Annotated in this window: 19 protein-coding genes; 11 read left to right on the forward strand and 8 right to left on the reverse strand. The window is 57.1% G+C overall.

Going from position 1 to position 23,079, the window contains the following annotated elements:
- Window positions 1-165: 165 nt before the first annotated feature.
- The 4 genes from QKE19_RS00005 to QKE19_RS00020 form a co-directional block, all read right to left on the reverse strand.
- Window positions 166-1,773, reverse strand: coding sequence for an SLC13 family permease (locus QKE19_RS00005; protein WP_070549534.1), 1,608 nt, complete (start codon window positions 1,771-1,773; stop codon window positions 166-168).
- Between the two features lie 282 nt (window positions 1,774-2,055).
- Window positions 2,056-2,496: a hypothetical protein gene (locus QKE19_RS00010; protein ID WP_070429445.1), complete on the reverse strand. Its 441-nt coding sequence runs from the start codon at window positions 2,494-2,496 to the stop codon at window positions 2,056-2,058.
- Between the two features lie 39 nt (window positions 2,497-2,535).
- The gene (locus tag QKE19_RS00015; RefSeq protein ID WP_048733265.1) at window positions 2,536-4,281 is read right to left on the reverse strand and encodes a DEAD/DEAH box helicase; all 1,746 of its coding nucleotides are present in this window, start codon (window positions 4,279-4,281) and stop codon (window positions 2,536-2,538) included.
- Entirely contained in the window at window positions 4,278-4,526 is a 249-nt protein-coding gene (locus tag QKE19_RS00020; protein WP_005509477.1) for a DUF3039 domain-containing protein, read from the reverse strand. The genes QKE19_RS00015 and QKE19_RS00020 overlap by 4 nt, the downstream gene beginning before the upstream one ends.
- A 174-nt stretch (window positions 4,527-4,700) precedes the next feature.
- On the opposite strand from QKE19_RS00020, the gene QKE19_RS00025 reads away from it, so the two are divergent.
- The 6 genes from QKE19_RS00025 to galE all read left to right on the forward strand — a co-directional run bounded on the left by QKE19_RS00025 (window position 4,701) and on the right by galE (window position 10,369).
- Window positions 4,701-5,240: a DUF3099 domain-containing protein gene (locus QKE19_RS00025; RefSeq protein ID WP_049170917.1), complete on the forward strand. Its 540-nt coding sequence runs from the start codon at window positions 4,701-4,703 to the stop codon at window positions 5,238-5,240.
- A gap of 38 nt (window positions 5,241-5,278) precedes the next feature.
- A complete protein-coding gene (locus QKE19_RS00030) occupies window positions 5,279-6,844 on the forward strand; it encodes a methyltransferase (protein WP_070546938.1) in 1,566 nt (521 codons plus the stop codon).
- A complete protein-coding gene (gene dtd / locus QKE19_RS00035; protein ID WP_150961073.1) occupies window positions 6,845-7,279 on the forward strand; it encodes a D-aminoacyl-tRNA deacylase in 435 nt (144 codons plus the stop codon).
- A gap of 136 nt (window positions 7,280-7,415) precedes the next feature.
- Entirely contained in the window at window positions 7,416-8,405 is a 990-nt protein-coding gene (locus QKE19_RS00040; protein WP_016422644.1) for a sigma-70 family RNA polymerase sigma factor, read from the forward strand.
- Between the two features lie 303 nt (window positions 8,406-8,708).
- Window positions 8,709-9,389, forward strand: a complete 681-nt coding sequence (locus QKE19_RS00045; RefSeq protein ID WP_016422643.1) for a metal-dependent transcriptional regulator — start codon at window positions 8,709-8,711, stop codon at window positions 9,387-9,389.
- Window positions 9,386-10,369, forward strand: a complete 984-nt coding sequence (gene galE / locus QKE19_RS00050) for a UDP-glucose 4-epimerase GalE (protein WP_069358725.1) — start codon at window positions 9,386-9,388, stop codon at window positions 10,367-10,369. The genes QKE19_RS00045 and galE overlap by 4 nt, the downstream gene beginning before the upstream one ends.
- A 26-nt stretch (window positions 10,370-10,395) precedes the next feature.
- Here the strand turns inward: galE and QKE19_RS00055 are convergent, their stop codons facing one another.
- Window positions 10,396-11,508 carry a DUF4192 domain-containing protein gene (locus QKE19_RS00055; protein WP_246815110.1) on the reverse strand — a complete coding sequence of 371 codons (1,113 nt, stop codon included), beginning with the start codon at window positions 11,506-11,508 and terminating at the stop codon, window positions 10,396-10,398.
- 229 nt (window positions 11,509-11,737) lie between these two features.
- Between QKE19_RS00055 and QKE19_RS00060 the strand changes: the two genes are divergently transcribed.
- Together QKE19_RS00060 and QKE19_RS00065 are read left to right on the forward strand one after the other, a co-directional pair.
- On the forward strand, window positions 11,738-12,940 hold the full coding sequence (locus tag QKE19_RS00060; protein ID WP_347890055.1) for a PAC2 family protein: 1,203 nt from the start codon (window positions 11,738-11,740) through the stop codon (window positions 12,938-12,940).
- Window positions 12,941-12,982: 42 nt separating this feature from the next.
- On the forward strand, window positions 12,983-15,502 hold the full coding sequence (locus QKE19_RS00065) for a DUF3516 domain-containing protein (protein WP_284870499.1): 2,520 nt from the start codon (window positions 12,983-12,985) through the stop codon (window positions 15,500-15,502).
- Window positions 15,503-15,579: 77 nt separating this feature from the next.
- Here QKE19_RS00065 and QKE19_RS00070 read toward each other — a convergent pair whose 3' ends face one another.
- Window positions 15,580-16,512 (reverse strand): hydrogen peroxide-inducible genes activator, encoded by a 933-nt coding sequence (locus tag QKE19_RS00070; protein WP_049193018.1) that lies wholly within the window; start codon window positions 16,510-16,512, stop codon window positions 15,580-15,582.
- Window positions 16,513-16,617: 105 nt separating this feature from the next.
- Here QKE19_RS00070 and QKE19_RS00075 point away from each other — a divergent pair, with 105 nt between their 5' ends.
- Complete coding sequence (locus QKE19_RS00075) at window positions 16,618-17,214, forward strand: peroxiredoxin (RefSeq protein WP_016422637.1); 597 nt, start codon at window positions 16,618-16,620, stop codon at window positions 17,212-17,214.
- Window positions 17,215-17,219: 5 nt separating this feature from the next.
- Entirely contained in the window at window positions 17,220-17,744 is a 525-nt protein-coding gene (locus tag QKE19_RS00080) for a carboxymuconolactone decarboxylase family protein (protein ID WP_016422636.1), read from the forward strand.
- 127 nt (window positions 17,745-17,871) lie between these two features.
- Here the strand turns inward: QKE19_RS00080 and QKE19_RS00085 are convergent, their stop codons facing one another.
- Window positions 17,872-19,089, reverse strand: a complete 1,218-nt coding sequence (locus QKE19_RS00085; RefSeq protein ID WP_049189739.1) for a hypothetical protein — start codon at window positions 19,087-19,089, stop codon at window positions 17,872-17,874.
- A gap of 142 nt (window positions 19,090-19,231) precedes the next feature.
- Window positions 19,232-21,334 (reverse strand): neutral/alkaline non-lysosomal ceramidase N-terminal domain-containing protein, encoded by a 2,103-nt coding sequence (locus QKE19_RS00090; protein ID WP_049189740.1) that lies wholly within the window; start codon window positions 21,332-21,334, stop codon window positions 19,232-19,234.
- A 217-nt stretch (window positions 21,335-21,551) separates the two neighbouring features.
- On the opposite strand from QKE19_RS00090, the gene QKE19_RS00095 reads away from it, so the two are divergent.
- Window positions 21,552-23,054 carry a DUF1846 domain-containing protein gene (locus tag QKE19_RS00095; protein WP_147719061.1) on the forward strand — a complete coding sequence of 501 codons (1,503 nt, stop codon included), beginning with the start codon at window positions 21,552-21,554 and terminating at the stop codon, window positions 23,052-23,054.
- The last annotated feature ends 25 nt before the right edge of the window (window positions 23,055-23,079 follow it).

Below are 23,079 nucleotides of genomic sequence, written 5' to 3' on the forward strand. Positions count from 1 at the left end.
GCCTGAAAGTGTCATAAACTCACGCAGTTTCACATTTGCAGCCAAAAGCCCCGAACCACCAAAGTGGAACGGGGCGAACGGGCATCTAAGCAACGCTAGGCGGAGAAGCCCGGTGGCGGTTCAGCGCACTGCCCCACCATCCACTACGGGCTACTACCTACCCAGCTAGTACACGACGCCGAATACCCACTGCAGGAGCGTCAGCGATGCCACAGAAATCACGATCAGTGCGACGACGTTCAGCCAGACACCGGCCTTGACCATGTTGTCCATGCTGACGTAGCCGGAGCCGTAGGCGATGGCGTTCGGCGGTGTTGCAACCGGCATCATGAATGCCGAAGTAGCTGCCAGTGCAACTGGAACTGCGAAGATCATCTGGTCGTGGCCCAGACCGATTGCCATCGCACCAACCAGCGGCAGGAAGGTCGCGGCCGTCGCGGTGTTAGAGGTGAACTCGGTCAGGAACAGCACAACGGCGCCGACGACAACCACGAGTGCAGCCACTGGCATCCAGCCGAGAGTAGACAGCTGCTCGCCAATCCAGTCCGACAGCCCAGAGGCACCGAACTGTGAGGACAGCGCCAGGCCACCACCGAACAGCAGCAGCACACCCCACGGCAGCTCCAACGCATTTTCCCAGCGCATGAGCTTCACGCCATTAGGGCCACCCGGAATAAGGAACAACGCAATACCCACGGTCATTGCGATAACCGCATCGGCAATCTTGGTGTCGGGCAGCAGCACCGGAACAAAGACCCACGCCAGTGCCGCCGCGATAAACACCAGGAGCACTCGGCGCTCTCCAGTCGACATACGGCCAAGGCGCTTCAACTCGTCACGCATGAGTTCGCGCCCACCTGGAATATGCGTAATCTCCGGCTTAAACAGAACATTTGTCAGCAAAAACCATGCACAGAGCATGAGCACAACCGCCACCGGGACACCCAGCAGCATCCACTGGCCGAACCCAATGTTGACACCCTGCTCCGCCATGTAGGCCGCCAGCATCGCGTTCGGCGGAGTACCAATAATCGTGCCCAGCGAGCCAATCGATGCCGCGTAAGCGATACCCAGCATCAGCGCGATACCGAAGTTTGACTTTGGCATCGGGTCATAGCTTGACGACGACTCCTCGGCCTCCTCCAGCGCATCCCCACCGGGGGTTTCAGCGACGGATTCACTCGCAGAGCCCGTATCCTCTGCAGGAACCTTTTCATCGTGCAGCATTCGGACAATGAGGCTCAGGACGGACACACCGATTGGCAGCATCATCACGGCCGTGGCCGTGTTGGAGACCCACATCGACAGGAAGCCAGTAGCCACCATGAAGCCGAGAATCAGCATTTTTGGTGACGACCCCATGAGCACCAGAACCCACAATGCGACGCGCTTGTGGAGGTTCCAACGCTGCATCGCCAGCGCCAACAGGAAGCCGCCCATAAAGAGGAAGATGGTCGGGTCTGTGTACTTGCCCGAGAAATCCTTAATCTCAGCGAGGTTGAGAATCGGGAATAGAGCCAGCGGCAGCAGAGCCGTAACGGCAATCGGGATAGCCTCGGACATCCACCACACGGCCATAAGCACTGCTACACCTGCGGTTGCACGCAGGTTGTGATCGAGCTCAGCCGGCATAAAGAAGTACACGAGCAGGGCCAGGATGATACCGAGTCCTAGACCGGTGCGCTTACGGAAAAGCTCCCGGCTGAGGTATCCACGGTCTTGTTGGCCCGGTGACAGTTCCGGGGAGTTGTCGCGCGTAGATGTCGCTGCCACGATTCACGCTCCTATTTAATAATCAGCAGACATCCTGTATTGCACGCGTGTTCAAACGTTTACCGCATGTAGGGGATGCCAAATGTGGGTACTTTCTGACACCAATATCATTACCAACACTCGGCCAAATATGAGATTTCACTAAGAAACCCCCGGCCGAAACTGCAGGCAGTTGGGCTTCGGGGGTGGATTACGGGGTTAGCTCATTTCCTGATTGCGTATTTGGCGTTGACCGAAAACTCCGGGCACAAAGTAAGACCGCCATTGATGTCGCTTCCGAACTCACTCCGATTGCTTCATTGGCTGATCAGTACCCATCTGCTTAGAGATGCACTCGGCATACTCTCCAGAGGTGCGCTCGAACTTCTCGCACTTCGACATCGCATCTGATGTCGACGAATACAGCATCAGCGACACCACGGCGGCCGCAATACCCGTCACAATGCCGACCACGCCCAATCCGAACGAACCGCTGATGACCGCGTCTCCCCCAGCTGCCTGCACGCGCTTCTTCGCACTCATTGCCTTCGCCATCGCGATGATGCCTAGAACAATGCCAAAGACACCGAGGATGCCACCAACAATCATCCAGGACATCAAGAGTCCGCCGACGCCAAAGATCAGCGCCAGCACGCCAATAGTCCGACCGTCATTGCCTGGTACAGCCGACAAACCACCGCCGGTCAATTCCGACGGCCTCGACTTATCACTGCTTGCCGACATTCTTCTCTCCACCATAGATTGCTTAGTTCGTTTGAAACCCTACCAATTACGCAGGTAGCTGATGCGATCACGCAACTGTTCCTCCGTACATAGCGCAGTCGGCGGGCCACCACAGGCGCGCCGAACCTCGTTATGCACTTGACCATGTGGCTTACCTGTCCGCGCCGCCGTCATCGACACCAGCGTATTGAGCTCCTTCCGCAACTTCGGCAACACCTCACTGGCCACCTTCTGCGGCCTTGGGTACGCTGATCCCTCAATCCGGTGCACCGCGCCCCCTTCGCCCCCGCTTGACGACGATTCCCTCGCCTCCTCGCGGGCTTCCTTCTCTCGGGCACTGGCGGCTTTAAGCTGTTCATCCTGCCGCTGACGCAGCAAGAGTCGCATCTGATCGGCGTCGAGAAGCCCTGGCAAACCCAGATAATCGGCCTCTTCGGCGGAACCGGCAACGGTTGCGGTGCCGTAGGAGGAGCCGTCGTAGATGAGGTAGTCAAGTTCAGCATCCGCGCCAATGGATTCGTAGGCCGGCAGCAATTCGTCGGGCTCATCCTTGCGGCGATTGGCCTCAGCGACCAAGTCATCTTCCCAGCCTTCCGAAGGCCGATCCGGCTTGCCGAGCACGTGGTTGCGCTGCACCTCCATCTGCGAGGCCAAGTCGAGCAGCACCGGGATCGACGGCAAGAAGACCGAAGCAGTCTCCCCTGGCATGCGGCTTCGCACGAATCGTCCGATAGCCTGCGCGAAGAATAGTGGAGTCGAGGAACTGGTCGCGTACACGCCGACCGCCAGCCTCGGCACGTCCACGCCTTCGGAGACCATGCGCACGGCCACCATCCACTCATCGGTGGACTCGGAGAAAGTCTTGATTCGTTCCGACGAGCCCGGTTCATCCGAGAGCACCAACGCCACCGGCGTAGAGGCAATCTGCTCGAGAATGCGTTTGTACGCACGAGCAGTTGCCGCATCGGAGGCGATGACCAGACCACCCGCGTCCGGGATATGCTGCCTCATCTGCGAGAGACGGGTGTGCGCTGCCCGCAGCACAGATGGCATCCACTCGCCCTTTGGGTCAAGCGCGGTGCGCCAAGCACGCGTGGTCTCCTCTGGGCTCATCACGGTGCCCAGTCGCGCAGCGAACTCATCACCCGCGCTATCACGCCAGCGAGCTTCACCGGAATAAGCCAAAAAGACCACTGGGCGCACGACGCCGTCGGCAAGCGCATTGGAATAGCCGTACGTGTAATCGGCGACGGAACGCGAGTAACCATCGCCGTCCGGCGAGTAGCGAACAAACGGAATCGCCGCGTCATCGGAGCGGAACGGCGTACCAGTTAGGCACAGGCGGCGTTCGACATCGCCGTAAGCTTCGGAAATACCGTCGCCCCAGCTCTTGGCATCGCCGCCATGGTGCACCTCGTCCAGAATCACCAATGTCGGCCGAGCGGTGGCTACGGCATGGTGCTTAAACGGATGCACTGCGACTTGGGCGTAGGTCACAACAATTCCCTGGTAGGAGGGGTTTACCACACCCTTGGCGTTGGTGAATTTGGGATCCAACGCAATCCCCGAACGAGCAGCGGAAGCAGCCCACTGCACTTTCAGGTGCTCAGTGGGAACCACGACGATGATGCGCTCGACGATCCGGCGCGACAGCAACTCACTGGCGATACGCAAGGCGAAGGTCGTCTTACCTGCGCCCGGTGTCGCCACTGCAAGGAAGTCCTTGGGGTTAGTCGCCAGGTATTTGTCGAGGGCCTCCTGCTGCCATTTACGAAGCCCGCTCACTTGCGACGCAGGGACTTGTAAATCCGCTCGCAGTCAGGGCATACCGGTGAACCCGGCTTCGCTGACTTCTTCACAGGGAAGGTTTCACCGCACAGAGCAACGACGTAGGAGCCGTTGACCGCGGAGTTCACGATCTGGTCCTTCTTGACGTAATGGAAGAACTTCGGGGTATCGTCCCTCGTCGACTCATCGACGCGGGTATCGGTGCGTTCAATCGTCTTTGTCGTCTTCAATGGAGTGCTCACAGATTCCAATTGTGCCCCATCGGTCAAATTATGCCCAGTGCCCCAGGTGCTGGCCGCTGCTGACTGCTGCCTTCCACAGCCATCCACAACATCGCTACGACTACGCGAGCATGCGGCTGCAACGGACATAGCTAGTTGAGACGACCCCACGCCACAGGCGTATGCTAGACAACCATGGCGCGAATCAATGACCGTCGCGACTCCGCGCTGCCGAAACGCGGAAGTTCCCGGCGACGCAAGAAAGACGCGGCGTTGATTACCGACGCCCGCGGCTCTCGGATTCGCAACTATGACCACCGCCGCCACGTCTACGCGGCTCTGCAATGGTCTCGCATTCCGCTGCTGCTTCTTTCCGGCGCTTTTTATCTGTGGTGGGATGTGCCGTGGATTGCAGCGATTCTCATGGTCGTCTCCGTACCCATGCCGTGGATCGCGGTTGTTATCGCCAATGGCGTTGGAGAACCCGCGGACAAGCGTAAGCCGCGCGTCTACAAGCCTGGAGTTGTACGCGAGCAAAACCGCAAATGGGAGGAGCAGCAACGCCAGCGCGCCCTCAAGGAAGCGGAGATGCGCGCGCTCGGTTCTGCCGCCAGTACCGAAGACACCGACGCACCGCCGCAGTCCGGTAACGAGACCATCTCACCCCCCTTCGATGATGCAAATGTCATCGATATGCCGGAAGACGACGATCCGTCGTCAAGCTCCCCTAACTAGCCCCTCCGCCCCGCTTTACGACGAAGGTAGTGCCTACGATGACCTTTTCCCCCTCCACCTTCACCCCACCGACTGATCAGCAGCTTCGTGATTTTGTCGACTGTGCGGAGGAATTTGCCACCGCGCTCAGGCGCCTTGAGTTTTCCAGCGAGTCACTGCGTCGAGTCCTAGGCGCCGAGGGACTGGCCGCGCTGGACCGCGGTGAGCCCGGCGTTGTCGATGTTCTACTTACCGAAACTGAGGGCGTTTCTGCGGACACTGTGACCGCGTTGCGTCTTTTCATCCTGGGCGATTTCGCCGACGCACAGCAGCTATTTGGGGCTGAGCTGACAGCCAAGTTACTGGGCAGCGGCATACTTGCCGGCACCGCCACCAACGCACAGGTGTGTATCGATGTGCGCCCGGTCGAGATTGCGGGAGTCGACCGTATTGTCTTTTCCGACCGCGATGCCTCTATGAGCGATCACGTTCCTGGACCCAATCATGTCTTGGGCGTAGGGCGGGCTTCCCGCTCCCTCCTCGATATTTCGCCGACCTCGGCGGTGGAATCCGTACTCGACCTCGGTGCCGGTTGTGGCGTCCAGAGCCTTGCCCAGCCTGATGCAAAGTCGATTGTCGCGACGGACATTCACCCCCGGGCGCTGTTTTTTGCCCGCGCTACTTTCGCAGCAAATGGCTTCGCCCAGGCGCAGGCCGTCGAAGGCTCGTGGTTTGAACCGGTTGCAGGCAAGAAGTTTGACCGCATTGTGGCGAACCCGCCGTTCGTCGTAGGGCTGCCAAGTGTGGAACATGTTTACCGTGACTCAGGATTGAATCTGGACGGTGCCACCGAACTTATGATCCGCGGTCTGGCCGACCATCTCACCGACGGCGGCACGGCGCATCTGCTCGGTGCTTGGGCCCATATCGAAGGCGAAAGTTGGCAACAGCGCATCGCCTCTTGGCTCCCTGCTGAAGGCCTAGAAGTGTGGGTAACACAACGAGATGTCGCCACGCCGGCGGAATACATCGGCACCTGGCTTCGAGACGAGTCCATCGACCCCCGCAGCCCAGAAGGCTGCGAGCGCTCCCGTGCCTGGCTGGAGCACTTCCGCAACAGCGGCGTGACAGGCATCGGGTTCGGCTACATCACGGTTCAGCGCATCGACGGCCCGACTTCCGCTGTGTGTGAAGAAATGCCTCAGCCTTTGGCCGCTCCCTTCGCCGCCGAAGCCGAGGAGTATCTCGGCCGCGCCGAATGGCTTCGTACACAAACTGCTGACACCATCCTCGAAGCTGCCTTTACTGTGCGACCCGGCGTCGCCTTAGAACGCGTTTCGCTTGCCGACGTCGACAGCGGCCAGGGCTTCACTGAGTTCGATACGCGCATCTCACGCACCGACGGCCCCGCCTGGACACACTCAATCGATGAGTCCGTCGCAACCATCCTGGGTGCACTGCATCCCGAAGCTGCCCTGGGCTCCGTCATCGACATCATGGCAATGTTTGGAGCCTTTGATGAGTCCGAAGTCCCTGCAATCAAGGACGCCCTAGTTCCCATCGTCGTTGACTTGGTTCGCCATGGTCTGATTCTCCCCACCGAGCTCTTGGAGGATAAACAGTAAATGAAAGCCGTTCTCACCCGAGTTAAATCCGCGTCAGTCACTGTCGACGGCTCCGTTGTTGGCCACGTTGACGGAGGCGATACCGGCGCCATTTTGGCGCTCGTAGGTGTTGGCCGCGAGGACACTGCCGATGCTTGGGAAACGATGGCCCGCAAGATCGCGGAGCTGCGCATTCTGGATGGCGAGCTCAGCGCTGTCGACGCTGGCGCCCCGGTGCTCGTTGTTAGCCAATTCACGTTGATGGGGGCGACAAAGAAGGGACGGCGGCCGTCGTGGGTAGACGCGGCTCCGGGCCCAGAGGCCGAACCCGTCATAGAAAAAATTGTCGAGAACTTGCGCAATCGTGGCTTGACGGTCGCAACGGGACAATTTGGAGCGATGATGGAGGTCGCATCCGTCAATGATGGCCCCTTTACAGTTCTCGTAGAATGCTAGTCGCGGCAGTTTTTCTTAACATTATATTTGCATGGCAAAATTACCCTATTGACATTCATCAACTTTCACGGGAACATTTCCGTAACTCCGTGCGTTGTAGTTATTGAGTCCACTTAAAAATCCAGGAGGCAGATTCATGAAGAGTGCCGATATTCAAAATGACGAACTGGAAGGTCAGCCACGGGACAAGGGGCGCCGCACTGGCAATAACTCCAATCCGTCCGCCGATTTGGTTCGTGTGTATTTGAACGGCATCGGAAAGACTGCTCTTCTCAGCGCTGAAGAAGAGGTGGAACTTTCTAAGCGCATTGAAGCCGGTGTATACGCCGAGCATTTGCTGCAGACCGGCGCGAAAATGACCCGCGCAAAGAAGCGTGATGTCAAGATTTTGGCAAAGGAAGGTAAGGCTGCACGCGCCCACCTACTCGAAGCCAATCTCCGTCTTGTGGTCTCGCTGGCGAAGCGCTACACCAACCGCGGTATGCCTCTGCTGGATCTAATCCAGGAGGGCAACTTGGGCCTCATCCGCGCCATGGAAAAGTTCGACTACACCAAGGGTTTCAAGTTCTCCACTTACGCAACGTGGTGGATTCGCCAAGCTATTACCCGCGGTATGGCTGATCAGTCGCGCACCATTCGCCTCCCTGTTCATTTGGTTGAGCAGGTCAACAAGATTTCTCGTATCAAGCGTGAGCTCTACCAGCAGCTCGGCCGTGAGGCTACGAATGAGGAATTGGCAGAGGAATCCGGCATTCCAGAGGCCAAGATTGAGATGCTGCTGCGTCAGTCCCGCGACCCGGTGAGCTTGGACATGCCGGTGGGCACTGATGAGGAAGCTCCTCTGGGAGACTTCATTGAGGATTCAGAGGCAACTGATGCCGAGGAGGCAGTTGTCGCTTCCCTGCGTCACCACGATGTCCGCAAGGTTCTGTCCACTCTCGAGATTCGAGAGCAGGAAGTTATTAAGCTCCGCTACGGTCTCGACGATGGCCTGCCCCGCACGCTGGATCAGATTGGCCGCCACTTTGGCCTGTCTCGAGAGCGCGTCCGCCAGATTGAGCGGGAAGTTATGTCCAAGCTCCGCGAGGGTGACCGTGCTGACAAGCTGCGTGAGTACGCAAACTAACGCCACATGGCGGTGACATCGATAGGGTTCCTAATTTCAGCCCTGAGATAGAGCTGGACTTCAATGCCGACCCCGTGCCGGAGTTTCATCCACACTGGCGGTCGGCGTTTTCGTCTGCACGTCGAACTTTCGACATCGCGTACGCTCCCTTCCGTCTCAGCAGCGCCCACCGAACCAAGCTTTTCGCTGCCTAATCAGCACCAAAGCCACTAGATTTGCGAGCCCTAACATCTTTCTTGCGCAAGTGTGGTTATCCTAATACTTGAGTGAAAACTTTTAAGACTGTGTTATCGGAGGAAAACCGTGAGGGATTTGGTTGACACCACGGAAATGTACTTACGTACGATTTTCGAACTCGAAGAAGAGGGCATCATTCCTTTGCGTGCTCGCATTGCCGAACGCCTTGAGCAGTCGGGGCCGACCGTTAGCCAAACCGTTGCGCGCATGGAGCGCGATGGCCTTCTCGTAGTTGCCCCAGATCGCAGCTTGCAGCTTTCCGACGAGGGCCGCAGGCTGGCCACGGCTGTCATGCGTAAGCACCGCCTAGCTGAGCGCCTACTTACGGATGTCATTGGCCTCGAATGGGACAAGGTTCACGACGAAGCCTGCCGCTGGGAGCACGTAATGAGTGACGAGGTCGAGCGCAAACTTCTCGACGTGCTTGACTCTTACACACGCTCCCCATTCGGCAATCCGATTCCCGGTTTGGGAGACCTCGGTGGGACTCAGTCACCAGAGTCGTTAGAGAACGTTCGCCGACTGTCCGATCTAAACCCCGGCGAGTACACCGTTGAGATCGTCCAGATTAACGAAATCCTGCAGGTCGAGCAGAGCTACATGAAGCGTCTCCACAAGGCTGGAATTATGCCGGGTACTGAGGCACTTGCCGAGGTTGCCGCCGGCCGCGTGACTCTCGCCCGTGGTGATCATTCTCTTGACATTCCGGATACTCTGTCTCACGCAATCATGGTGATTATCAAATGAAACTCCTCGTCACTGGTGGTGCCGGCTACGTCGGTAGCGTGTGCTCGGCAGTATTGATTTCTCTTGGCCACGACGTCACCATTCTGGACAACTTCTCTGTTGGCAACCGTGATGCGGTGCCAGAGGGCGCGACCCTAGTCGAAGGCGATGTGGCGGACAAGGCCTACGAGGTTCTGTCCTCCGACAGCTTCGACGGCGTCGTTCATTTCGCTGCGAAATCGCTTGTTGGCGAGTCTGTCGAAGTTCCTTCCGACTACTGGCACAACAATGTGGGCCAAACCCTGAAGCTACTCGACGCGATGCGTGATACCGGTACGAATAACCTGGTGTTCTCTTCGACAGCTGCAACCTACGGCGAGCCAGAGAAGACACCAATTACCGAAGACATGCCAACCGCGCCGACCAACCCTTACGGTGCCACCAAGCTGGCCATGGACTACGCCATCGCCTCTTACGCCAAGGCATACAACATCGGCGCTACCAGCTTGCGTTATTTCAATGTGGCGGGTGCCTGGGGCGGTTTTGGAGAAAACCGTGAGGTGGAAACTCACCTCATCCCACTGGTACTGCAGGTTGCGCTCGGTCACCGCGACAAGATTATGGTCTTTGGCAATGACTGGCCGACTCCGGACGGCACCGCGGTGCGTGACTACATCCACATCAAAGACCTCGCCGATGCGCATGTCTTGGCACTAGAGTCCAACACGCCGGGAACCCACCGTATCTTTAACCTCGGTTCCGGCGACGGCTTTTCAGTTCGCCAGGTCATTGAAACCTGCCGTAAGGTCACCGGTCACCCGATTCCCGCTGAGGATGCACCGCGTAGAGCCGGTGATCCGGCAACCCTTATTGCCTCTTCTCAGCGTGCCATGGACGAGCTCGGATGGAAGCCCAACCAGACGGAGCTTGAAACCATCGTCGCCGATGCATGGGAGTACACCAAGAACCTCGGCGACCGAGCCCACTCGGCGCACCGCTAGGTACTGCAGTACAGCTTGCAGGGTCGCTAATCAATACGCGGCATTTTCACCTTGTATACCCTGCGCAGTACCTCTTGTGCTGCTCCAAGAATTGTGCCGACGCACCTCGGCACAATTTGATTGGCGACCGCAATTTCCAGCAACTGAGTCAGTGAATGATTCGGTTGCTCCCCCGCTGCCTCATCGAGAGCTGTTTGCGCAAAGTTCTCCAGCCCAGCCGCGAACTTTGCGATGGCAAAACACGCTAAAGCGTTAGCACGCAGGCTGCCGCGGTGGACGATTGCGGCCTCGCGCCAGATTTCTCCCATTGATTGCGCCAACTGCGTAGTAATGAAAATCATGGACATATCGCGCAAGGTGACGTTGGTCAGTGCTGCTGCAATGGCATATCCTGCGTTTTCATCGCGCACCGCCTCATGTGCATCCATCACACCATCGGCCACGTTTTCCACGGCGGTTTTGAGCATGTCGAAGTGCTCAATGAGCGCGGGATTGTCCGAACCAATTTTGAGCTTCCTCGGCTGCTCAACGGCTGTCGCTCGTTCCCGGAGGCGTTCAATCAGAGCCCTGTCTTTACTGTCGTGGAATTGGCCACCTCGAAAATAGCTGCGGTACTCCTCATAGTTTTTGAAAATCTGCTCTCCCTGCCGGGAGATTAGATTTGCATTGTCGGTCATCAGACTGTCACCGACAATGCCGACGATCTCTCCCTGCTCGTCCGTGACAACTTCCCCCGCAGCAATAGTGGCAACGCCCGCCAAACGCACCTCATGCAGGCCGCCTTCTCGCAGCCAGCCTGTAATAGGTGTGGAGTCCTTTTCAATCCCCCAGGATTCGTCGATGATAAACACATCTGCGTGAGTGCATCCTTCATCGAGCAGGAAGTCCGCGGCTGCCCGCACCAAGTCAGGATTGTTCTCCATCGAAGCCACATCCTTGATCAGCATCGGGCCAGCATGCGCTGTCGGGTCAAACTCAACCTTGCCATCGATGAGATCTTCGACCTGCTGACGGTACAACGCCGCAATCACTACTTGCCCCCGCGGATAGAATCCAACGATTCCCGGCAGGTTCGTCAGAAAGACACTCGGCTCAATTTCAGGCTTTTGTCCTGCACCGAAGTTCTTTTTGTTTCCCATTAATTCCTTACCCCTTTTCCCCCATTGGAATAGCTCGACAGCGGACAATCCTCTCGCCATCTGGTGGCTCTCATTGTTATCGAATCCGCAACAGCCTTGCTTGTGCGCGACCGGAAGAATCGGCCCATCTGTGGACTACTTTCAACTTGTGGATAACTGGAATAATTTCTGCGGTATCGTGGTTGTTTACTTCAAATGACGAAAAATGTGATGCAGGAGGTAGTCGTACGTGAGTGATCCGACCGACAAGCCTCAGGGCAATATGTACGAGGTAGTTTTTCCGGTTCCTGACGTAACGGGAAGTGAGGGCCATCTGACCCTGGTCATTGCACTTAGCGGTTATGCGGATGCCGGTAATGCCGTCTCGGAATCAGCTAGTTTCCTCTTGGATGCTCTCGAGCACCGTCCATTGGTGAACTTTTCTATCGACGAGCTGATTGATTATCGTTCTCGCCGTCCCTCTGTGACGATGAACCACGACCAGATTGTGGATGTATCCGATTTGAACCTGTCACTCAATGTGGTTCGCGACAACGTCGGTAAGCCGTTCTTGCTGCTTTCTGGCCCTGAGCCAGACATGCGGTGGGAGGCTTTCTCGACTGCCGTGGCAGATTTGGCGGAGCGCTACGATGTCGGTCGGACTGTGTCGCTGTACTCGGCGCCGATGACGGTTCCGCACACCCGACCGCTGGGCATCATCGCCCACGGCACAGATAAGCAGAAACTCGGTGATATGCATACCTGGGGAAACCGCGTCACAGTTCCGGGTGCTGCGAGCCTGAACATTGAGTACGAGCTCGCAAGCCGCGGTTGTGATGCCTTTGGTTTCACCGCACAGGTGCCACACTATGTCGCGGCCTCTGAGTATCCGCTGGCGTCACTGCGGCTGTTGCAGGAGGTAGCAAAACTAGCCAAGCTCGAGCTCCCGCTTGAGGCGTTGGAGAAGGAATCCGCGCGGGTGGCGGAGCTGCTCAATACGCAGACGAATGATTCCGGCGAGGTCTCTCAGCTGGTCAATCTTCTCGAGGAACAGTACGACCAGGAAGTTCAACGTCGTCAAGAGCTGGAGACTTCTCCCCTGCTTGGACCTAACGGCGAGATGCCTTCGGCCGACGAGATTGGCGCTGAGTTCGAAAGGTTCCTCGCTTCTCAACCGCTGCGCCCAGTAGAGGATTCTTCCTCGCTTGACGACGAGGCGGAGACCCCGGCCAACTCGGATTCCTCGGCAACTACATCAGAGGACACTGACGCACACTCGGAAGAATCCGAGTCGGCCTCGGCGGATGATAGGTCTGCGGAGTTTTCTGCAGACGGCACTGCCGAACAGCCTGAGTCAGAACAGCCTCGGGAAGAGCAGGCGGAAAGCGAAGAATCCGGTGAACCGGAACAACCTCGCCGTCGGCGCGGCTGGAAGCCCTGGTTCCGCTTCTAATCCGGGGTTACCGCTAGGGTGGGAAGCGTGTCACTATCTGAAATGCTTCCCGACCTAGCTGAGGTTCCAGAGTCCCTTTTCGACGATGCGATTATGGACTCGTTCATTGCCTGGACCAGGGATCAGGGCATCACGCTCTACCCGGCCCAGGAGGAGGCCGCTATTGGTCTCGCTGGTGGCGACCACGTCATCCTTGCCACTCCGACAGGGTCGGGCAAGTCCATGGTGGCTATTGCTGCCCACTTCTGCGCGCTTGCCCGTGGCCAACGCAGCTTTTACACAGCGCCTATTAAGGCCTTGGTCAGCGAGAAGTTCTTTGCCCTCTGCGAGGTCTTTGGCGCTGAGAACGTCGGTATGATGACCGGCGATGCCACCGTCAACGGTGGTGCACCCATCATCTGCGCAACTGCGGAAATTGTCGCCAATATCGCCCTGCGCGACGGGGCCGACGCCGATATTGACCAGGTGGTAATGGATGAATTCCACTTCTATGCGGATCCCGATCGCGGGTGGGCATGGCAAGTGCCCTTGCTCGAGCTTTCCCGTTGCCAATTCCTGTTGATGTCCGCCACTCTCGGCGATACTCAAAAGTTTGAGACGGATTTGAAGGAACGCACGGGACTCGACGTCAACCTCGTTACAGGTACGACGCGCCCGGTACCGCTGGATTTCCACTATGTCTACACACCAGTTCATGACACGCTGGCGGAGTTGTTGGAATCCGGCAAAGCCCCAATCTACATCGTCTTTTTCTCCCAGCGCCAAGCAGCTGAACAGGCTCAAGCACTGACCGGTCTGAAGCTGCTGACGAAGGAGGAGAAGGAGCGGATTCGCGAAGAGATTGGCGATTTCCGGTTTACCACGGCCTTTGGTCGAGTTCTTTCCAAGTTGGTGCGCCAGGGCATTGGCGTCCACCATGCGGGAATGCTGCCGAAGTACCGTCGTTTGGTTGAGCGTCTCTCTCAGACTGGTCTGCTGAAGGTCATCTGTGGCACGGATACCCTCGGCGTCGGCATTAACGTGCCTATTCGCACGGTGCTGATTACCGGTTTGGCCAAGTTCGATGGCCGTCGTAGCCGTATTCTCAAGTCACGCGAGTTCCACCAGATCGCTGGACGCGCCGGCCGTGCTGGCTACGACACCGAGGGCACCGTAGTTGTCGAAGCACCTGAACACGAAATCGAAAACGCCAAGCTGCGGCGCCGTGCCGGCCAGGATGAGGCCAAACTGAAGAAGTTGCGGCTGAAGTCCGTTCCCAAGGGCGAAGTGACATGGTCGGAGAAGACCTTCGACAAAATCGTTTCTCAGCCACCGGAGCCGCTGACCAGCCGCTTTGCAGTTACCAACGGTATGTTGCTCAACGTCATTGCACGTGGTGGCGATACCTACGAACACATGCGTCATCTGCTGCGCACCAATCACGACACCCGCCACCAGCAAAATGAGGCTATTCTGACCGCAATTGAGCTCTACCGCGGTTTGGTCAACGCCGGAATCGTCGTCACGCATGGCGAGGGCGATGACTGCCGCCCCGAGCTGACAATGGAGCTGCAGCGTGACTTCGCGCTCAATCAGCCGCTGTCGCCTTTCGCCATCGCCGCGCTCGAACTGTTGGATAAGGACAGCCCGAACTACGCACTCGATGTCATCAGTGTGTTTGAGTCAATTCTGGAAGACCCTCGCCCACTGCTCATCGCGCAGCAGAAAAAGGCACGCGGTGAAGAAATCGCCGCGCTCAAGGCCGAGGGTGTTGATTACACCGAACGTATGAACATCGTCGAAGACATCACATGGCCGATGCCGCTTGCCGACGAGCTGGAGGGTGCATTCGACACCTATGCTCAAGGTCACCCGTGGGTGCGTGAGTTTTCGCTGTCGCCCAAGTCAGTAGTGCGCGAGATGGTGGAAAAGGCCATGACTTTCTCGGACGTGGTATCTGAGTACGGAATTGCCCGCTCCGAAGGTATTTTCCTGCGCTATCTCACCGATGCCTGGCGCACTTTGCGACACACTCTCCCTCCGGAAGCCGCTAACGAGGAACTCCGGGACATTGTGGAATGGCTCGGCGAGCTCGTTGTGCAGGTGGATAACTCCCTGGTGGATGAATGGGCGCAGATGGCCGATCCGGACAAGCCATTGGACGAGGAAACTCTCAAGGAAGCGGCTTTTGGCACCGACGAGTCGCGGCCCCTTACAGGCAACGAACGTGCATTTACCCGTATGGTGCGCAATCTCATGTTTCGCCACGTGCAGCTCTTTGCCTTTGAAAAGGAGGAGGAGCTGGCCGACCTGGACAACTACCTCGACGACGCACCTGATTGGCCTGCCGCGATGGATGACTACTTCGATGAATACGATGACCTAGGGATCGATGCAAAGGCTCGCGGCGGCGATATGATTTCGATTGACCGCAAGGCTGGTGAGGGCCTATGGCATGTGATCCAGATACTCGATGACCCTGAGGGCGACCACGGCTGGCGCTTTGAAGCGGGCGTTGACTTGGCTGCATCTGATGAATACGGCGAGGTCAGGTTGGCATCGCTGCGAATTATTCAGGGATAAACGCGAAAAACCGGGCTGGAACTACCAGCCCGGTTTTGCTTATTTCATACGCTACTGCGGCATGCGCCAAGAGAGCTTTAGGCAACAGCGTCTATGTAGGCCTGCCGTACCAGTTCAGCAATTCGATTGAACTCGCCGCCGCGTACCGATGATGCGCGGTGAACCAGCCCAATGGTGCGTCCCGGCCGTGCCGGACCTTCGAATCGCGCAACAGCCAGGCCGGGACGGTCGGCCTCAATCTTGACAGCCGATTCCGGTACAAGCGACTGCCCCAACCCACCGGCAACACACTGCACGACGGTCGATAGAGAAGCCGCCCGTGTTTCCAAGCTGGAGGTCTCGCCGTGAACAGCATCGACCTTGCGACAAATATCCAACACTTGGTCGCGCAGGCAATGACCGTCGTCAAGCAGAAGCAAGTCCAAGTCTCTGATTGCCTCAAGCTTTACCTCTTCCTTACCTGCCAGCGGATGATCCTCTGGCACGACGATGTAGAACTCTTCGTCGTAGAGGTAGATCTCTTCAAAGGAAGGCACATCGGACGGCAGTGCCATGATGGCTGCATCAATGGTGCCGGAGCGAAGTGATTCGATGAGGCGCTCGGTCGGCTCTTCGACGATCCTAGGCTTTAGATCTGGCAGCTCGTCACGAACCAACTGGAGGAAGTTGGGCAGCACGTATGGAGCAACCGTAGGGATAACACCAATGGATAGTGGTCCGGACAAATCATCTGTACGGCCAGAGGCGCGAGCAACGATCTCGTCAACAATTTCAGATGCTTGGCGGGCATATGGAATCAGACCGCGACCGAGTGGCGTCACCAGCACTCGGCGAGTCGAACGCTCTACAAGCTGCACCCCCAGTCCCTGCTCAAGGGTGGAAAGCGCTTGTGACAGGCTGGGCTGTGAAATGCCGAGGCGGGCAGCGGCTTGACCGAAGTGACCGGTATCGGCAATCGCGACAAAGGCACGTAACTGAGGCAAAGTGGGCCGATAATCTCTATTACGCATACCTATAAGCCTACACGAGCTTATTAACTTTTTCCTCTTGACGGTTCGGGAATCCATAGGCATAATGGTGTGTGACCCCAAAAGGAATACATTCAGGAGGATTCCATGGCAATTTTGACTGTTGGCGACAAGTTCCCCGAGTTTTCTCTGACCGCTCTGAAGGGCGGCAACCTGCGTGATGCAAACGCTTCTTCTCCGGATGACTACTTCGAGCAGGTAACCAATGAGTCCTACGAGGGTAAGTGGAAGGTCGTCTTCTTCTACCCGAAGGACTTCACCTTTGTCTGCCCGACTGAGATTGCTGCATTCGGCAAGCTGAATGAGGAATTCGAGGACCGTGACACCGTTATTCTCGGTGGCTCTGGCGACAACGAGTTCTCCCACTTCAACTGGCGTGCAACCCACGAGGAACTGCTGGACATCCCGTTCCCGATGTTCTCCGACATCCGCCATGACCTGATGCGTGCACTCGGCGTCGAGAACGCTGACGGTGTTGCAGACCGCGCAACCTTCATCATTGACCCGGACGGCATCATTCAGTTCGTTTCCGTTACCCCGGACGCTGTCGGTCGTAACGTTGACGAGGTTCTGCGTGTTCTCGACGCTCTTCAGTCTGAAGAGGTCTGCGCATGTAACTGGCAGAAGAATGACCCGACCAAGAACATCGACAAGATGGACGTTCTGAAGCAGGAGCTGAAGTAACTCATATGAGCATCGATAACCTTCGTTCCGGTCTACCGGAGTACGCCAAGGACATGAAGCTGAACCTTGGCACTCTCACCCGTTCTACGGAACTCTCCGAGCAGCAGCTGTGGGGTACCCTGCTTGCATCCGCTGCTGCCACCCGCAACGAGACCGTTTTCTCCGAGATCGCTGAGGAAGCCAAGGAGCACCTGTCTGACGAGGCTTTCGAGTCTGCGCTTGGTGCGGCCACCGTTATGGGCATGAACAACGTTGCTTACCGCACTCGCCACATGCTCGGTGATGACTACGCACAGGTCAAGTTCGGCCTGCGCATGAACATCATCTCCAATCCGGGTGTCGAGAAGGAAGACTTCGAGCTGTGGTCTCTGGCAGTTTCTGCCATCAACGGCTGTGAAGCTTGCGTGACTTCTCACGCAAAGGTCGTCCGCGATGCTGGTCTGACCAAGGAGCAGGTCTGGGAAGCTGTGAAGATTGCAGGCACCGTCTCTGGTGTTGCACAGGCTGTCTTCGCCGAGGCTACCCGCTAAATATTCGGAGCATAGGTTCGGCTTTTGATAGCCGAACGCTCCCCCGCAGAATTACCTGCTGACGAAATAGCGCCCAAGGAACCAATTTGTACCGGTTCCTTGGGCGCTTTTTCTTGTTCGTTTTTGGCTACTGCTGTGGCGGGTAATAACCCGGATTCTCCTGGGCTTCATTGATAACCCGCCGGCCACCGATGAGCTGACGGTAGATGTGTACTTGCACTAGGAGAGCAAGCGGGACTGTGTACAACATACCGATATAGAAGAGCATTGCACCTGCGGAAGAAACAATCGACGTCAGAATGAATGCAACGAGCATCGTCCAATACTGAGGCTTCACCAAGCGCCATGCGACGACCGGAGCCTCAAGTGCTGTTGCTCGACCATCAAAAACAAGAAGCGGCATAGTCGCTGTGATTGGCATGATGAAGATGGACAGCACAAATACCAACAGGTAGCCGATGGGAATCATCGCAGCTGCAGCTTCACTGCCGTTGGCAGACAGGGATGCTCCAGCGATGAAGAGTGCCATCCCCGGAAGCATGGCGAGCAGCCCCACCAGGAACGTGACAATGTAGGCACCGATAAGAGATCCCCACCGGTTTACACGGAAGAAAGTACCGTAGCTCGGCACTCGCCCGTCGACAGCTTCGAACGCACCGCGCAGCATGAATGCCTGCATCGCGAACATGCCCACCGCAAATAGCAGTGCCATCGCGCCGAGAGTCGCGAACATCGACCCTAGATCCTCAAACGGAACATCGCCTGGATAGTTCGGCTCAAAGTCCGGATCGAAGTCACCAGATGCAAAGAGAATTGCCGCTGCGCCAACAATCAGGGCAACTAGTACGGCGAAGAACGTCAGCATGATGCCAAGCCAGGAAGCAAAATTGCTGTTTAGACTACGAAACGCCGCGGAAAAGGCACGTCCAATGTCGACCTTCGTCGACCCCTGTGCCACAGGCTTCACCGGCGGCTCATCGCCACCTGGCATGTTGACACCTGGAGCAAGCGCGCCGGCTGCAGGATTCCCACCTGCCGGTTGCTGCCAGTAGCTCGAGTCCGCACCATGGGGTTGCCCGGCATAACTATCGCGAGACTCGCCAGTTCCATAAGAAGGAATTTCGCCATAAGCCTGTTCACGGCCGTAAGCCTGATTCCACTGTGGCGAATCCTCTGGTCCACGCGGGCCATGTTGTGCGTCCGAATCGAACCCGTAAGGGTTGTAATCCTGCGAACCATTGTTGGGAAAACCGTGACTCTGGGAGTCATAGTTATTGGACTCATTGTCCCGGCTGCCGTCACCGTAAGGATCGTTGTTGCTATATGGATCGTTTGAGGTATTCATGAAGCAAATTGCTCCTGCCAAATTGACGTATACATACAAATAATGCGCACAACGGACTATACGTGAGACAAGGCCTTGACGAGATTTTAAAGGCCGAAGTATAAGTCACATTGTGCGCATGGACGTATTTAATTGGACGTTCTTACACGAGCTCCACCGCGGCGACTCCCTCGAATGGGTTCAGCGAATCACCGGCACCCAACGCGCTACCACGCACGATGATGTCATACTTGCCCGGCGCGACTCCTCCGGTCTCCCAAGTGACCTTGGCGGTGGTATGAATACCGTCCTTGGCAAACTCAATGACAGTTGCCTGGTCCCAGTCGTCAGAAACGATCTCACCGCGGTCATTCTTGATAAGTAGGTAGCCGTCTTCCAGTCGCAAGTCGTTATTCGGATTTGCCGCGACGAATTGGGCAACGGCCTTCTGCCCTACCGTGACGCTTGCAGTCGATTCGAGCACGTCACCAAAATTCTTGCCCATTGGTGCGGAATCGATAATCTTTCCTCCTGCTGGCGACGGCGGGATGATGCCAGTGAGATCACCTGCAGCACTACCCGGGTCGACAGCCATGCCGTCGGCAAGCGCGTGGGCGAGATCGTGATAGATGGAGATCATCGCACTGAGCGTGTACTTGCCGAAAGCCGTCGCGCCGCCCTCGTAGTCCTGCTGATCGTATTCCTCTGGGGTAACGACGTAGTGTCCATAGCTGTTGGTGTAGCCCTGGCAGATGACAGTGTCGATTGGAACGCCGAGGACTTCGGCGACGTGCTGACGCATGCGGTAACCCGACATCGTGGTGGGTTCAAGGCCGTTGGTGATCAAGGTGAAGCCACCGATGCGGGTGATGGAGAACATATGGGTCTGCTGGAGAAGACCATCGATGTAGCCCACTGGCAGCAGGCACTCTTTCTCACCCTGAATCTCCCCGATATTCTTCGGGAGTACGACGTTATTGAGCTGACGTACCCACGGTGTGCCTCCACGCTGACCCTCGTTGAAACCTAGGGCCGGTTCGCCGCCGCCGTCCTCCTGGCTACTGGCTGCGAAGGCCGCACCGAGGATTGCAGGTCCAGTGCGGTGTGGCTGGCCATCGGGCGTGAATTGGCCATCGATGTCGACATCGCCGAGGTTGACCCACTTGTGGACGGTGGAGATCCCGCCTCCTGGCAGTGCAATGGTCTGGCCTTGGGTAGCGTCAATCTGACGCTGACCGAGAATGCGGGCGGACTCTGCTTCGTCTCCGTTGCCGGGACCCGAATTTGGCACGAGCCCCATGTTCGGGCTGATGTCACCCGGGCACGACATGGTAAATGCGGCGACAAAGGGGGCATCGGCCGGCTCACGGTGGGTAACCCCGCGGTCGACCTCGACCTTCCATGCTGCGTAGCCCTTGTTGTCGCCGTCGATGATGGTGTGCTCGGGGCCGAAGGTGGTCGGATGAATTCCATACCAGTTAATGAATCCGACTTCGCGGCCACCGCGACTCACGTGCAGTGTATGGCTTTCCGGGTTGACTCCGTCGGGGAAGCGACGCAGTTCTTCTTCAGGGTTACGCTTAAATGCCTCCAGGGAGCGGTTGACACCCGCATCCTGGGCAAGCCCCTTGGTCAGGTGGATAGTCGACGGCTGGTAATCAGCGTGTGCACGTTCAATCGCCTTGACCACACCAACGACCACAGCTTCGAAAGTGACGGGACGGAATCCGAGAGTAGTCAGGTCCACCATAAGATGGCCCGATGTACCACCCGGCGCGACATGCGTATGAGATGCGCAGATAAGCACGTTGCCCTCGTGGTAGAGGTCTCCGAAGAGAGCTCGCAGTCGCCGCAGAACTTCCATCTGGATGGACTGGAACATGAGCCCCATATCTGCGGTGACATGGACGACACGGTTGTCGTCGTCATCACCGAAGATGAATGCACGCGCCATCTGGCGAAGACGCAGACCCGAGGTGGTCTGGTCCATGACCGCATACCCGTTCATGCCAGCGCCAAGTGGCTCACCTGTCATGTCAGCCATTCCTCGACCGACATTCAAATTGGTGGTCGAATTCCCCGCGGCGGCAGAAGCCCCGTTTGCAGGAGCGGCGTTTGCCTTTGATGCACCATTTACGGCAGGCATCATACTCGCAGCTGACACGGCAGTTGCTCCGACGAGGAAGCCTCGCCTGCCCACTTGGTACGGGGCGCGTGCGGTTGGTTCTGCCGAATTCGACGATGATGCCATCTGGGGATCAAGCATGTCACATCCTCTTCATATTTCTTTTTGAATATCAATATGTTGGACTTTAATCAGACAATCCCCTACGCGTGGCCTAATAAGCCAAAGTTTCCAAAATTCCCCCCGCGACAGCAGTAACCGATACGACATTCGTAAGGCGGTATCACTACCATGGACACAGTAGAATTTCGCAAGCTTTAGCGCGCTCCCCCGCAGACACAACTTCAGAAAGGGCACCATGGCTCAGGCTGTCGGTTTTAACCGCGAAAAGTACATCGAAATGCAATCCGTTCATATTAAGAAGCGGCGCGCAGACATCGCAGGTGAAGGCGGCAAGCTCTATCTCGAAATGGGCGGCAAGCTATTTGATGACATGCATGCCTCGCGCGTGCTCCCCGGCTTCACGCCTGACAATAAAATCGCTATGCTCGATCGCCTCAAAGACGATCTGGAAATCATGGTGTGCATCAATGCCAAGGATCTGGAGCGCCACAAGGTCCGCGCTGACCTCGACATCACTTACGAAGACGATGTGCTGCGCCTCGTCGATGTCTTTCGGGAACGCGGATTTCTAGTCGACAGCGTCGTCGTCACGCAGCTTTCCGACGACAACACCCTGGCAAAGAACTTCATTGAGCGCCTACAGCGACTCGGATTGAGCGTCATCCGCCATCGCAATATCGAGGGCTACCCGACAAACACGGAGAAAATCGTCAGTGAAGCCGGCTTCGGGCTGAATGAATGGGCGCAAACGACGCGGGACTTGGTCGTTGTTACAGCGCCGGGCCCGGGCTCTGGAAAGCTGGCGACCTGTCTATCGCAGATTTACCACGATCACAAACACGGAATTCGTTCCGGTTACGCAAAATTTGAGACCTTCCCTATCTGGAACCTGGCGCTCGAACACCCGGTAAATCTGGCCTACGAGGCGGCAACGGCTGATCTCGATGACATCAATCTCATCGACCCTTTTCATTTGGCCGCCTATGACACCAAGGTCACCAGCTATAACCGCGATGTCGAGGTCTTCCCACTGCTGCGCACTCTGTTGGAGAAGCTCGCAGGCGAGTCGCCGTACAAGTCACCGACCGACATGGGCGTCAATATGGCCGGTTACTGTATTGACGATGACGAAGTGTGCCGAGAGGCATCCAACCAGGAAATCGTTCGCCGTTACTACAAGGCTCTTGTCGACGAACACAAGAACAGCGCAGACGACGAAGTCTCACAGCGCATTGCCATGATTATGAGCAAGGCCAACGTGTCGACAGCCGCCCGCCGAGTCGTCGCACCAGCTCTTGAAGTTGAGAAATCTACCGGGGCACCGGGCAGCGCAATCGAATTGCACGATGGCACAATCATCACGGGCAAGACTTCTGAACTACTCGGATGCTCAGCAGCAATGCTCCTCAACGCTCTCAAGAAGCTCGCCAATATCGACCCGGACTTGCACTTGCTCTCCCCTGCTGCCATCGAGCCAATCCAAACGCTTAAGACGCATCACCTGGGCAGCCGCAACCCCCGCTTGCATACCGACGAGGTTCTTATCGCCCTTTCCGTGTCGGCGGCCACCAGCGACGATGCCCGCGCAGCCCTCGCCGAGCTGAAGAACCTTCGAAACTGCGATGTCCACACCACCACCATTCTGGGCAGCGTGGACGAAACAATTTTCCGCAACCTCGGCGTCCTAGTTACTTCGGAGCCTAAGTACCAGAAGAAGGCTCTCTATCAGAAGCACTAAACCAAACCAGCAGTTCACACCGAAA

Source organism: Corynebacterium sp. c8Ua_99, assembly GCF_039907185.1.
GTDB lineage: Bacteria > Actinomycetota > Actinomycetes > Mycobacteriales > Mycobacteriaceae > Corynebacterium > Corynebacterium jeikeium_D.